Origin of the sequence: Halobacillus sp. HZG1, from assembly GCF_035818575.1 — a bacterium.
Lineage (GTDB): Bacteria > Bacillota > Bacilli > Bacillales > Halobacillaceae > Halobacillus > Halobacillus litoralis.
Genome location: NZ_JAYLVQ010000086.1, coordinates 55916 through 68241 on the forward strand (window position 1 = coordinate 55916; position 12326 = coordinate 68241).

13 protein-coding genes are annotated in these 12326 nt (G+C 41.8%); 9 read left to right on the plus strand and 4 right to left on the minus strand.

Annotated features, from left to right (window positions below; translation table 11 throughout):
* Positions 1–49 precede the first annotated feature (49 nt).
* Positions 50–1516 (plus strand): carboxypeptidase M32, encoded by a 1467-nt coding sequence (locus VKA52_RS19400; protein WP_326317090.1) that lies wholly within the window; start codon positions 50–52, stop codon positions 1514–1516.
* A 41-nt stretch (positions 1517–1557) separates the two neighbouring features.
* Here VKA52_RS19400 and VKA52_RS19405 read toward each other — a convergent pair whose 3' ends face one another.
* Positions 1558–2112 carry a hypothetical protein gene (locus VKA52_RS19405; protein ID WP_326316901.1) on the minus strand — a complete coding sequence of 185 codons (555 nt, stop codon included), beginning with the start codon at positions 2110–2112 and terminating at the stop codon, positions 1558–1560.
* A 123-nt stretch (positions 2113–2235) separates the two neighbouring features.
* Between VKA52_RS19405 and VKA52_RS19410 the strand changes: the two genes are divergently transcribed.
* The 4 genes from VKA52_RS19410 to VKA52_RS19425 all read left to right on the plus strand — a co-directional run bounded on the left by VKA52_RS19410 (position 2236) and on the right by VKA52_RS19425 (position 5694).
* Entirely contained in the window at positions 2236–3003 is a 768-nt protein-coding gene (locus tag VKA52_RS19410) for an SDR family NAD(P)-dependent oxidoreductase (protein ID WP_160913487.1), read from the plus strand.
* A gap of 388 nt (positions 3004–3391) precedes the next feature.
* Entirely contained in the window at positions 3392–4474 is a 1083-nt protein-coding gene (locus VKA52_RS19415; protein WP_326316902.1) for a type III polyketide synthase, read from the plus strand.
* 1 nt (position 4475) lies between these two features.
* Entirely contained in the window at positions 4476–4985 is a 510-nt protein-coding gene (locus tag VKA52_RS19420; RefSeq protein ID WP_160913484.1) for an isoprenylcysteine carboxyl methyltransferase family protein, read from the plus strand.
* A gap of 421 nt (positions 4986–5406) precedes the next feature.
* A complete protein-coding gene (locus VKA52_RS19425; RefSeq protein WP_160913482.1) occupies positions 5407–5694 on the plus strand; it encodes a DUF6123 family protein in 288 nt (95 codons plus the stop codon).
* A 13-nt stretch (positions 5695–5707) separates the two neighbouring features.
* On the opposite strand, the gene VKA52_RS19430 is transcribed toward VKA52_RS19425, so the two are convergent.
* From VKA52_RS19430 to VKA52_RS19440, 3 genes are all read right to left on the minus strand, one after another.
* Positions 5708–6112, minus strand: coding sequence for a ribonuclease HI family protein (locus tag VKA52_RS19430; RefSeq protein WP_160913480.1), 405 nt, complete (start codon positions 6110–6112; stop codon positions 5708–5710).
* Between the two features lie 14 nt (positions 6113–6126).
* Positions 6127–6804 carry a queuosine precursor transporter gene (locus tag VKA52_RS19435; RefSeq protein WP_160913478.1) on the minus strand — a complete coding sequence of 226 codons (678 nt, stop codon included), beginning with the start codon at positions 6802–6804 and terminating at the stop codon, positions 6127–6129.
* Between the two features lie 764 nt (positions 6805–7568).
* On the minus strand, positions 7569–7769 hold the full coding sequence (locus VKA52_RS19440) for a cold-shock protein (RefSeq protein WP_160913476.1): 201 nt from the start codon (positions 7767–7769) through the stop codon (positions 7569–7571).
* Positions 7770–8070: 301 nt separating this feature from the next.
* Between VKA52_RS19440 and VKA52_RS19445 the strand changes: the two genes are divergently transcribed.
* The 4 genes from VKA52_RS19445 to VKA52_RS19460 all read left to right on the plus strand — a co-directional run bounded on the left by VKA52_RS19445 (position 8071) and on the right by VKA52_RS19460 (position 12277).
* Positions 8071–9741 carry a formate--tetrahydrofolate ligase gene (locus tag VKA52_RS19445; protein WP_326316903.1) on the plus strand — a complete coding sequence of 557 codons (1671 nt, stop codon included), beginning with the start codon at positions 8071–8073 and terminating at the stop codon, positions 9739–9741.
* Positions 9742–9846: 105 nt separating this feature from the next.
* Entirely contained in the window at positions 9847–10704 is an 858-nt protein-coding gene (locus tag VKA52_RS19450) for a DUF72 domain-containing protein (protein WP_326316904.1), read from the plus strand.
* A 9-nt stretch (positions 10705–10713) separates the two neighbouring features.
* Positions 10714–11331, plus strand: coding sequence for an HD domain-containing protein (locus VKA52_RS19455; protein WP_160913470.1), 618 nt, complete (start codon positions 10714–10716; stop codon positions 11329–11331).
* Positions 11318–12277, plus strand: coding sequence for a thymidylate synthase (locus tag VKA52_RS19460; protein ID WP_326316905.1), 960 nt, complete (start codon positions 11318–11320; stop codon positions 12275–12277). The genes VKA52_RS19455 and VKA52_RS19460 overlap by 14 nt, the downstream gene beginning before the upstream one ends.
* Positions 12278–12326 lie beyond the last annotated feature (49 nt).

Sequence of the window (12326 nt, forward strand, 5' to 3'; positions counted from 1 at the left end):
TAGATGAAGGGGAGAGATAGATGTGAGTCAAACAACGGAACAGAAATTTATGGAGCTCTTAAAAGAACAATCATCGTATGGAGAAGCGATTGGGCTTATGGCTTGGGATATGAGAACAAAAGCGCCACGCAAAGGAATCGAAGGGCGTTCGGAAGTGATTGGGGTTATGTCCCAGAAAGTTCATGAAATTCAAACCTCGGATGAAATGCGCCAATATATTGACGAATTGAAGAAAAAAGATTTAGACCCCATTTTAAAAAGAGCGGTGGAAGAAGCGGAAGAAACGTATAATAAAACCGCAAAGATACCAGCGGATGAGTATAGAGCTTACGTAACCCTCCAAACCAAAGCTGAATCTATGTGGGGAGAAGCGAAGAGTAACAACGACTTCGAAAGTTTCCGCCCATACTTGGAAGAGTTGGTCGAGTACAACCGTAAATTCGCAGATTACTGGGGTTATGAAAACCATCGTTATGATGCCTTGTTGCACAATTATGAACCAGGCGTAACGGTAGAAGTATTAGATGAAGTGTTTCCTAAAGTAAGAAAAGCTTTATCAGCTCTCCTTCAGCAAATCAAAGAAGCCCCAAATCAACCAGATCCATCAGTCCTTAAAGGACATTTCCCTAAAGATCGCCAGGCTGAGTTCAGTGAAGTGATCTTAGAGCGTATGGGTTACGATTTTGAGGCCGGTCGTTTGGATGAGACGGTGCATCCTTTTGCTATCGGATTGAATACAAATGATGTCAGAGTGACAACGAAATACGACGAAAAAGATTTCCGTACCGCTGTCTTTGGAACGATTCATGAGGGAGGACATGCCCTTTATGAACAGAACATCGATCCGAAGCTTGCTTTTACACCCCTTGCGGATGGGACTAGTATGGGTATTCATGAATCACAATCTTTATTTTGGGAGAATTTTATTGCGCGTAGTGAAGGCTTTTGGAGAAATCATTACGAGTTGTTCAAAAACTATGCACCAGAGCATTTTCAACACTTACCGTTGGAGAAGTTTTATCCGGCTGTCAATGAGGTAAAACCATCCCTTATTCGCATTGAAGCGGATGAACTGACGTATTGCCTGCACATTATGGTCCGCTATGAGTTGGAAAAAGCATTAATAGCTGGTGAAATTGAAGTGAAGGATCTCCCTGAACTGTGGAATCAAAAGATGAATGATTACCTTGGAGTTACTCCAGAAAGTGATGCTGAAGGAGTGCTTCAAGATATTCACTGGTCAGGAGGGGATTTCGGCTATTTTCCATCCTATGCCTTAGGATACATGTATGCAGCCCAGATGAATGCCAAGATGAGAGATGAAATCGATGTGGATCGTTACATTGAAGAAGGCGATTTCCAAAAAATCAAGGAATGGTTGACGGAAAACGTTCATCAATATGGAAAAATGAAAAAACCATTACAAATCTTAAATGATGTGACTGGTGAAAGCCTGAATCCTGACTACATTATTTCTTATTTAACAAATAAATATAAGAAGATCTATCAGTTTTAAAATGAAAAAAGCCCGGCTGCATCAGCCGGGCTTTGTGTTATTTAAGACATTTCTTCCATCAAATCTGGAGTTGCCGGGAAACCAGCTTCCTTAACGATTTCATTGTATTGATCATTGAATTCTGTGAATTTCTCTTCAGCTGCTGTGAAATCCGCATTCTCCATGTTTTCATTCAATGCTTTCTCTACGCCTTCATAATAGGCTTGGAGGGATGGCAGTGTTTCTTCGAATTTTGTCATAACATCATCTGGAAGATCTGCTTCAATTGTATAGTCGTCGACCATGGAAGAAGCTTCGCTTGCTGCAGTCTTTGCTTCTTCAGCTGCAGATTGAATCGCTTCTGCATCAGGTTCTTCTGCTGAGACGGCCGTTTTGTAAGCAGAAATTTTTTGTTGATGTGGTTTGAAAGTATTTGTCAGAGCCATTTGTGCACTGAGCAATTCTTTCTTCACCTTTTGTTCATCATTCTCTTGATTTTCTGTCGTGTCTTCTGTCTGGTTTTCTGTGTCTGCGTTTGTGCCTTCTTCCGTTTCACTGTTACACCCTGTTAAGACCAGTGCTCCGGAAAGACCTAAAGCTAACAACCATTTTTTCATACAGACAACCCCCTTTTTTCTATTCACGATTTACATTCTATGTCAGGCCTTACCGTATGTAAAGAAATTGCAAAAATGTTATACTATACTGAAAATTCAACACTATTGATGGAGGCTATTGCGATGTATCTACCAGACTTCAGATTAAACAGTAAACTTGCCGTGATCACAGGGGGAACGAAAGGTATTGGGAAAGCCATTACCCTTGCTTTTGCGGAATCGGGTGCCGATGTGATTGTGATTGCAAGAAGCGAGAAAGACCTGAAGCAGACAAAAAAAGAAGTGGAAGAGCTTGGACAACAAGCTTCAATTATTTGTCATGACATTAATGATTATAAGGAAATTATTCAGGAGGTTGAGCGTGTTCGTGAAGGACGAAAGCTTGATATATGGGTCAATAATGCGGGAATGAATATAAGAAGTGAAGCAGAAAGTGTAACAGAAGAAGAGTGGGACCAAATTATTTCGACGAATATGCGGAGTGCTTTCTTTCTTTCTCAATATGCAGGTCAAGTGATGAAATCCTCCAAAGAAGGGAAAATCATTAACATCTCTTCTGTTGGGGGTCACACCGCCTTACGTACTGGGGTTGTATATGCCATGACGAAAAGTGCGCTTATTCAAATGACCAAAAACCTTGCCCTTGAATGGGGGAAATATAACATCAATGTCAACGCAATTGGTCCCTGGTATTTCCCAACCTCTCTTACAGAACAGCTCCTTCAGGATGAATCTTACGTCCAGGAGATTCTCGAACGGACACCGCTTAACAGAATAGGTAAATTAGAGGAATTGAGTGGTGCCGCTGTGTTCTTAGCTTCAGACGCTGGAAACTATATGACAGGTCAGACCTTGTTTGTGGACGGAGGCATGACGATATATGGATTTTAATTGAACCTTCTGTTCATCATCTGTCAATCTTATACATGGTGACATAGCAAAAGCGCCAAATGAAAATGGCGCTTTTGCTATGTCATCCACCTTGACTTTTAGATCATCAAAATTCCATGAAAAATGATGCCCCGGTGCAAGCCTAAAAGGAATATGAAACCTTTACTGAACCATTTCACCTTTGCATTGCCCTCCATAACCCTGAGCGTGGTGATATCGGTGGTAACTTCCTGATAAGATACATGGGTGCAAGATTCCGATTTAAAAACACTGTGGCCCCCCTTCAAAAAGAACCGTTTGACATAGGTCAATCATGCTGCATGAATCTGCTTTCCAAAGACATAATTTCCTCCTTATTTGTACATAGTAAATAAAAAGGAGGATGAAAATGCCCTACATACTTTCCTCAGGCGTCCAATGTGCCGACTATTCCTGTAATCAATCCGATGTCCAAAAGCTTGTTTATGAATTATTTCCTTTAAAAGAGCATGAGAAAAAGAGATTGATGCCGATTTTTGAGCACGCCAATATTGAAAAACGGCAATTCGCTGCTCCGTTAGAGTGGTTTAAAGAAAATCATGGATTAGAAGAAAGAAACCATTTATACCATACCAAGGCTTTAGACTACAGTTTACACGCAATAAGATCTTGTTTGACCAATTTACCTGGAGATGATGAATTTTCTACAGAAGATATCGATCACCTCATTTTTGTTTCTTCTACAGGCATCTCTACCCCAACTCTTGATGCTTATATTATGAATGAACTCGGTTTTAAAGAGGATACGAAACGGACGCCTTTGTTTGGGCTGGGATGTGCAGGGGGAACAAGCGGTGTGGCCAAAGCTTATGAATGGCTGCTGGGCCATCCCGATCAGAATGTTCTTGTCATTTGTGCAGAACTTTGCAGCTTGACCTTTCAGGCGGAAGATGCCAGAGTAAGCAATTTCGTAGGCACAGCTCTCTTTGGCGACGGTGCTTCCGCTGTCTTAGTTGCAGGGGATCGATCCTCCTTGTTGAAGAAAAAGAAACACGCCCTTCCAAAAATCATTAATTCCAGTTCCAGAACAAAAGCTAATAGTACCGATGTAATGGGGTGGAGGGTCGTTGATACAGGTTTTGAAGTTATCTTCAATAAGAGTATCCCCCGGTTAGTCAAGGAATTTTGGAGTGTACATGCCGGGGAAATCGTACGCAACAATGGGTGGTCCGTCAATGAACTGCCTTTCATTGTGGCTCATCCTGGTGGCAGAAAAGTTTTAGAAGCTTATGAGGAAGTATTCGATTTGAAAGAGGGGGCTTTAAACATTCCGAGGAAAGTGTTATCTGCTCACGGAAATATGTCCTCTCCAACGGTACATTTTGTGTTGCATGAAGTTTTAAAAATGAAACATGAAAAAGGAACAAAATCAATTATGACTTCTCTCGGGCCTGGATTTAGTTCTGAAATTGTCAGTTTGGAGTGGGAATAGAATGGAAATTTTTTTATGGATGATTTTAGCTTTTTTAATATTTCAACGCCTGGGTGAACTTGCTCTGGCAAATCGAAATCGCAAGTGGATGGTGGAAAGAGGGGCGAAGGAGTGGGGGCAAGGTCACTATTTCCTGTTCATCCTACTGCACAGCTCATTTTTTGTATGTATCATTGCAGAGTTCGTTTGGACGCCTTATGTCCAACAACCATTTTTTTATATCGCGCTAACCGGTTTTTTCTTGTTACAGATTCTAAGAATCGCCTGCATTCGAACTTTGGGAAAGCGGTGGAATACAAGAATCCTCGTATTACCTGATGAAGAACCGATCCGTAAAGGGATTTACCGATTTGTGAAACACCCGAATTATGTAATTGTCTTTTTTGAATTAATGGTCATCCCGGTGTTGTTTCATGCCTATTTAACTGCGTTGATTTTCCCTTTCCTGCATCTACTCGTCCTTACGGTAAGAATTCCTGCTGAGGAGAGGGCGCTCCAGGAAAGGATTTAAATGTTCAAAAAATATTGCTCATTTCCTGAAGGTCTGTTAAGATTCTAATTAGAAATGAAATTCATTTTCAATTAGAAGGGTGAGAACAAAAAATGTTGGCTTTCATAATGTTAACGGTCGCCGTTTACAGTAGTTTGATGATTTTCGTGTTAGCTAAATTGGGAAGCGTCCCTGCTCAAACTGTCATGAATGTATTCAGAACCCAAAACCAAAGTTCTCATTTCTACCATAAAAAAAGATACGAACGCACCCTTTCGGCCAGGTGAAAGCACCTGGTCTTTTTCATGCCTGAAAGTCTTGAAATAAACAAAAATTTAGTGGGAAATTCCTGTCGAATTGCCGATAATTTCGTCATTTTTTGTTATGATATAGAAAAATAGTACAAATACATACCGATGACGGATAAGGTTAGGAGAGTATTATGGATAGAAACACATTAGCTTACTTCCTTGAAGATCTTTGGAGTAAGGGATTCAAACTGAGTGATGAGGATGTCCAATTTATATATTTTGGAAATAACTCTTCTAATGCTCCGGAATGGAAAACCATTGTTGCTGTCAACATGACCTTAAAAATACAACAGTCCTTTGACCCCAGTTTTTTTATTAGTATTTTAGAACTTATTTCAAATCCATCCATCACCAGTAAAAGAAAGGCCTATGAGTCCATAGAAGCACAACTTTCCATTACAAGGACTACACACAAATAAAGAACCCAGATCACTACTGATCTGGGTTCTGTTTCGTCTGTAGACACTCCCTGGCAAGACGGTCTGCATTTTTGTTTTGTTTGTCAGGAATCCATTTATAAAAAACATAGGAAAAGCTTTCCTCAAGGTTCATGATCTGGTTAAACAAGGGAAGGAATTTTTCATTCTTCGTGTATCGCTTATCCATGGTATCAACAGCAATTTTTGAATCAGACCTGATCGAAATGATTTCTCCCGGATATTTCTCCTTACAGATTTGCAAGGCGTGAATAATTGCGAGGAATTCCGCTTCATGATTCGTCCAGTTCCCTAAATAAAATTGATGCTCTTCTGTTTTTTGATTTTTTTTAATAACTATCCCTGCAGCACTGGGGCCCGGCTCTCCACTGCACGCAGCGTCTGTGTACACTTCTAACATGGCATATGACCTCCTCACTCAGAATGCGGCATTTTTTTAGCCATATAAAAGAATGGTGTATCCATAGCAGCCACAATGAACTTAATGATATACGTGGTTATAAAAATCTCAATCCAGATCTCAAATGGATACAAACCAAAAAAAGCGATGAAACAAAAAATACTCGTATCTAACAATTGACTGATCATCGTACTTCCATTGTTCCGGATCCAAAGCGCACGATCCGATGGAAACATCTCTTTGAGTTTAGCATATAACCATACATCAAAATATTGGCTGACGATATACGCAAGCATGCTGCCGAGTGCAATTCTCGGAACAAGACCGAATAAAGACTGCAATGCTGGTTGAGCGATGTCGTTTTCGCCTGGATTGAAAAGAATGGCGAACTGCATAATGATTGTCATAATGATCAATGTGGAAAAACCCAGCCACACAGCTTTTCTCGCCTCTTTTTTTCCATATTTTTCATTGAGAATATCGGTAGCTAGAAAGGCGGTTCCATAGACAATGTTCCCAAGAGTTGCATTTAACCCGAACATCTCTACGGTTTTGACTACTTGGATATTTGCAAGAACCGTGGACATTCCGATCCAAACAAATAAGCCAGGCTTTCCGAACATCCGATAAATGCCAATTAATAATGCGAAATTGATTAGTGCAAATAATATCCATAGGATTTCGTTACTCATCGTATTTCCTCCTTAGTTTTGATATCGCGGGAGTTCCCGAACCGCGGGTAAAAAGAACCAACAGCGAACAATTATACGATGGTACAAGGCATTTGACAAGAACCATTTCCCTTATTCAATACTATGTCAGGATTGTGGAAGACTCAGTTTCGAGACTTTCCAGGGTTCGTTGCCCGGGTTGAGCGCCAGGGGTGGCTGGGAAGCTACTCGCTTTCCTGTGGGGGAGTGGCGAGCTTCCTCGGGCTACGCCCTGCGGGATCTCGCCGATCTCCTTTCTCCCACGGGAGTCTCGCAGCTCCCCAACCACCCCATACAATAAAGGTGAGAAACGAACCCCTTTGCCTGGTATAAGTGTCTTTCACAAATCCTGAATCTATAGTGATAAAGCGCTCTATAACAGGCTTTATCATTCCAAATGCGGTTGAAGCATCCATGTTGCTTCACTTTCCTTAGGAGTAAAAGCTTCTCTTACCTGGAAGTGGTTTCGAGATACTTATACGGCAAAGGGGCGGAGGGGAATGGCGAGACTCCTGCGGGAAAAAAGTGCTTGGTGAGACCCCACAGGACGCAGTCCGAGGAGGCTCACCGCGCTCCCGCGGAAAGCGAGCTATTCCCCGCAGCCCCCATTCACTCAACAAAAGTCTCGAAACTGAGTCTTCAAGAATAGGGAGCTTATCTTGAGTATGGAGGAGTTGTGAGGCTTGTTAGTCGTTAGAGGGAAAAGAAAAAGCAATCTCCGAGGAGATTGCTTTTTGATGGAACATCTATTCTTTCACAACGTTCGCAGCTTGTGGGCCGCGGTCGCCTTCTACGATTTCGAAAGTAACAGCTTGACCTTCTTCTAGAGATTTGAAGCCTTCTTCCTGGATAGCAGAGAAGTGTACGAATACGTCGTTTCCACCTTCAACTTGAATGAAACCGTAACCTTTTTCTGCGTTGAACCATTTGACTGTACCATTTTCCATGATTTGTTCCTCCTAAATCTTGCACGTAAAACGTGGAAATTACAAATACCAGACCGAAAAAAACCTCATAGAACGACGGAACAATAAATTCCGAAGCACTTCTATGAGGAGTTACCTGTCATTTATGTTTCCGATCGTGTTATTTGCTTACCCCAAATATATCGTATGAGAAAAGGAGCGTCAACAAGATGAATCTAATAAATTCAAACAACTTGTATCCGTTTCCGAGAGTGGGAGACTATAACTCCCAACAAGAGTCAGGTACAATGATAGAAGATACATAAGGAAAGGAAAGATTTTAATGAAATCCGATATAAAAATAGCGTTGGAAGCTGATATGAAACCGATCCATCAGATTGCTGAACAATTGAACTTAAATGAAGAAGATTGGGAACCTTATGGTCATTATAAAGCAAAATTGTCGGATCAACTTTTGAATAAACTCTCCAACAGGAAAAAAGGGAAAATCATCTTGACCACATCAATCAATCCGACGCCAGCAGGGGAAGGTAAATCCACGGTAACGGTCGGTTTAGGGCAAGCCTTGAACCGATTGAATCAACGCGCTGTGATCGCACTCAGAGAACCTTCTCTTGGTCCCACGATGGGGATAAAGGGGGGAGCAGCGGGAGGAGGATACTCCCAAGTGGTACCGATGCAGGATATCAACCTTCACTTCACAGGGGATATCCATGCCATTACTTCTGCGAATAATGCGCTTTCCGCTTTTATCGACAATCATATTCATCAGGGAAATGAACTGAATATCGATCCAAGAAGAGTTTCATGGAAGCGTGTGATGGATTTAAATGACAGAGCTTTAAGAGAAGTCATCGTCGGTCTTGGTGGCCCTGTAAAAGGAGTTCCCAGAGAAGATGGGTTCAATATAACGGTTGCTTCGGAAATTATGGCCATCCTTTGTTTAGCGAAAGATCTTACTGATATGAAGCAAAGAATAGCTGAAATAGTCATAGGATACACCTATGACAAAAAACCGATTCAAGTGAAACAACTAGGTGTGCAAGGGGCTTTGGCACTTCTTTTGAAGGATGCAATCAAACCTAACCTGGTACAGACCCTTGAGAATACACCAGCTATTATACATGGAGGGCCATTTGCGAATATAGCTCACGGTTGTAACAGTGTAATGGCCACAAACTTAGCTGCGAAACTTGGAGATTATGTAGTAACTGAAGCTGGCTTCGGAGCTGACCTTGGAGCAGAGAAGTTTTTGGACATAAAAACCAGAGCAGGCGACCTTGAACCCGATGCCGTTGTTATTGTAGCAACCATTAGGGCTTTGAAAATGCATGGGGGTATGGAAAAAGGATTACTGGAGAGTGAAAGCGTGGACGCTTTAAAGGCTGGAATCGGCAACCTGAAGAAGCATATGGAAACCATCCAGCAATATGGACTTCCTTTTGTTGTAGCGATTAACCAATTCCCTTCTGATACAGAGCGGGAAATAGAGTTTCTCACTCATTGGTGTGAGGAACAAGGAGTTGAAGTATCACTTACAAACGTATTTGCTGAAGGTGGTGAAGGTGGGATCGACCTGGCGGAAAAAGTGATGAGTGCATGCGAGAAGAAAACGGCTCCGTTAAAGTATATGTACGAATTGGAAGACTCTATAGAAGAAAAAATTGATAAAATCGCAATGAACGTTTATGGAGCTGAAGGTGTTGATTTTTCATCAAAAGCTGAGAAGCAGATTCGTCAACTAAGAGAGCTTGGTTTTGGAGAGTTGCCTGTATGTATGGCTAAGACTCAATATTCCTTATCTGATGACCCTGGAAAGCTTGGGCGTCCGCAAAACTTTAGAGTAACGGTCAGAGAGATCTATCCTTCGGTAGGAGCCGGTTTCCTTGTAGCTTTAACCGGAGACGTCATGACCATGCCGGGACTGCCCAAACAGCCGGCCGCTTTGCGGATGGATGTAGATGAAAAGGGGACCATCCATGGCTTATTCTGATACAAGTTTGGAAAATGATCTGCTATAATCATTCAAGTCGAACATTTTACGCGATTGAGAATGAAACAGGAGATGGAATGGTTATATAGAAGGTAAGGGGGATTTATGGTGACAATACGTATTGGTTTGACAGGATGGGGAGACCATCCCACCCTTTTTTCGGACCGGACAAGATCTGAGGAGAAATTATCCGCTTATGCTTCTCACTTTCCTGTAGTTGAAGTAGATACAGCCTTTTATGCAATCCAACCCGTTTCCCGTTATGAAAAGTGGCTGAAGGAAACGCCTGAGTCCTTTTCATTTGTTATTAAAGCATTTCAACAATTGACAGGTCACGACAGGGAAGCAAGGACAGTACAGGAAGCGAAGGATCTGATGAAGCGTTATGAAGAATCCATCCAGCCCGTATGGGAAAGTGGCCAGGTGAACGCGTTGTTATTTCAATTTCCACCTTGGTTCGATGTGCGTAAAGAGAACATAAAAAAACTTCGTTATATCCGGGAATGGATGGAAGATTATCCACTGGCGTTGGAGTTCAGAAACCGCACATGGTTCGATTCCAACTATTATGAACAAACATTATCTTTCATGAAAGATCAGCAATGGATTCACAGTATTTGTGACGAGCCGCAAGCAGGAGAAGGTTCAGTGCCACGCGTTCTTGTACCTACCCATCCTGAAAAAACATTGGTCCGTTTCCATGGGAGAAACATTCACGGCTGGAACAAAAACGGTCGGAAAGACTGGCGGAAAGTCCGCTTCTTGTATAAGTATAATGAGGAAGAATTGCAGGAGTGGAAAGAACAAGTGTTAAAACTTGAAGAAACGACTCCTGAGGTTACCCTTCTGTTTAACAACAATTCAGGTGGCGATGCCGCAGATAATGCTAAGCAAATGCAGGAGCTTCTCGATATCAAGTATGAAGACCTCAATCCACGACAAATGGACCTTTTCAATTTCTAGGAGGCAAACATGAACAAAAGGGAAGCACTGGAAACAATAAGATGTTTCGTCTATGATTTATTCAAAGACGATACGAGCGGGCATGATGATGTCCATATGAAACGAGTAGCCTCGTGGGCCAAATCCATGGCGAACGATGAGGGCGAAGATCCATTTTTATGCGAAGTTGCAGCTCTCCTTCACGATGTGGGAGATCATAAATTGTTTGCCCAGCCAGAAAAGGCGATCCAACAAAGGGATCAACTTCTTTCGGATGTTGGTTTTACAGAGGATGAGATTGATACAATTGCTGATGCAATTCGGACAGTATCTTTTTCAAAAGGAGACGTCCCCCATTCAAGAATGGGAGAAATCATTCAAGATGCTGACAGGTTAGATGCCATAGGGGCTGTAGGTATTGCACGAACGTTTGCTTTTGGCGGGACCATCAATCAACCGATTTACAAGGAAGATGAAAAAGATGCCATCAGCCATTTTTATGAAAAACTTTTGAAACTAAGAGAATTGATGCATACGAAAAGCGGTAAGCAGGAAGCTGAAAGGCGTCATCAATTTATGCTTCAATACTTAGAAGAGTTTTATCGAGAACAACAATGCAGAGAGGAGTACAGTCATGTCAAAGAATGAACAGGCTTATTTAGATATGTGTAAACACGTGTTGAAAGAAGGAAACTCTAAAGAAGATCGAACAGGAACGGGGACTCTTTCAGTTTTCGGACACCAGATGCGGTTTGATTTAAAAGAAGGTTTTCCGCTCATGACCACGAAGCGTGTTCCTTTTAGGCTGATTGCCAGTGAACTATTATGGTTCATGAAAGGGGATACGAACATCCGCTATTTATTGGAACATAAGAATAACATTTGGAACGAGTGGGCTTTTCAAAAATGGGTGGAGAGTGAAGATTATACAGGCCCTGACATGACTGATTTCGGGCGGCGCAGCCAGAATGATGAAGAGTTCAAAAAGCAATATAAAGAGCAGATGGATACGTTTAAAGAAAAGGTCCTGAACGATGACACTTTTGCTAAAGAGTTTGGTGATCTCGGCGCGGTTTACGGGAAACAATGGAGGGAATGGAAAACAAGCAGAGGACAAACCATCGATCAGCTTAAAAATGTGGTAGAGAGTATAAAAAATAACCCTGACTCGAGAAGACACCTTGTAACTGCATGGAATCCAGAAGATGTCCCCTCAAATATGGCTTTACCACCTTGTCATATTCTTTTTCAATTTTATGTCGCGGATGGTAAATTATCTTGTCAGTTGTATCAAAGGAGCGGTGACATTTTCCTGGGAGTACCTTTCAATATTGCCAGCTATGCGTTGCTGACCCATCTAATTGCCCATGAATGTGGGTTGGAAGTCGGTGAATTCATTCACACTCTAGGAGATGCTCATATATACAGTAATCATAGAAAGCAGATCCATGAACAATTAACGAGAGAACCTAAAACCTTACCAGCGTTGTCGTTGAACAATGAGAAAGAAAGTATATTCGATTTCGATATGGAGGACATCACGATTGAGGGCTACGACCCCCATCCGAGCATTAAAGCTCCAGTAGCCGTATAACCCGAAGTGATTCTTTGTCGGAATACCATAAAAACCCTCTTCAGTATAA

What these genes read in the sequence shown, in the direction of transcription:
- VKA52_RS19400 (WP_326317090.1), top strand. Translation starts at nt 50, where the DNA reads ATGGAGCTCTTAAAAGAACAATCATCGTATGGAGAAGCGATTGGGCTT.
- VKA52_RS19405 (WP_326316901.1), bottom strand. Translation starts at nt 2,112, where the DNA reads ATGAAAAAATGGTTGTTAGCTTTAGGTCTTTCCGGAGCACTGGTCTTA.
- VKA52_RS19410 (WP_160913487.1), top strand. Translation starts at nt 2,236, where the DNA reads ATGTATCTACCAGACTTCAGATTAAACAGTAAACTTGCCGTGATCACA.
- VKA52_RS19415 (WP_326316902.1), top strand. Translation starts at nt 3,392, where the DNA reads ATGCCCTACATACTTTCCTCAGGCGTCCAATGTGCCGACTATTCCTGT.
- VKA52_RS19420 (WP_160913484.1), top strand. Translation starts at nt 4,476, where the DNA reads ATGGAAATTTTTTTATGGATGATTTTAGCTTTTTTAATATTTCAACGC.
- VKA52_RS19425 (WP_160913482.1), top strand. Translation starts at nt 5,407, where the DNA reads ATGGATAGAAACACATTAGCTTACTTCCTTGAAGATCTTTGGAGTAAG.
- VKA52_RS19430 (WP_160913480.1), bottom strand. Translation starts at nt 6,112, where the DNA reads ATGTTAGAAGTGTACACAGACGCTGCGTGCAGTGGAGAGCCGGGCCCC.
- VKA52_RS19435 (WP_160913478.1), bottom strand. Translation starts at nt 6,804, where the DNA reads ATGAGTAACGAAATCCTATGGATATTATTTGCACTAATCAATTTCGCA.
- VKA52_RS19440 (WP_160913476.1), bottom strand. Translation starts at nt 7,769, where the DNA reads ATGGAAAATGGTACAGTCAAATGGTTCAACGCAGAAAAAGGTTACGGT.
- VKA52_RS19445 (WP_326316903.1), top strand. Translation starts at nt 8,071, where the DNA reads ATGAAATCCGATATAAAAATAGCGTTGGAAGCTGATATGAAACCGATC.
- VKA52_RS19450 (WP_326316904.1), top strand. Translation starts at nt 9,847, where the DNA reads ATGGTGACAATACGTATTGGTTTGACAGGATGGGGAGACCATCCCACC.
- VKA52_RS19455 (WP_160913470.1), top strand. Translation starts at nt 10,714, where the DNA reads ATGAACAAAAGGGAAGCACTGGAAACAATAAGATGTTTCGTCTATGAT.
- VKA52_RS19460 (WP_326316905.1), top strand. Translation starts at nt 11,318, where the DNA reads ATGTCAAAGAATGAACAGGCTTATTTAGATATGTGTAAACACGTGTTG.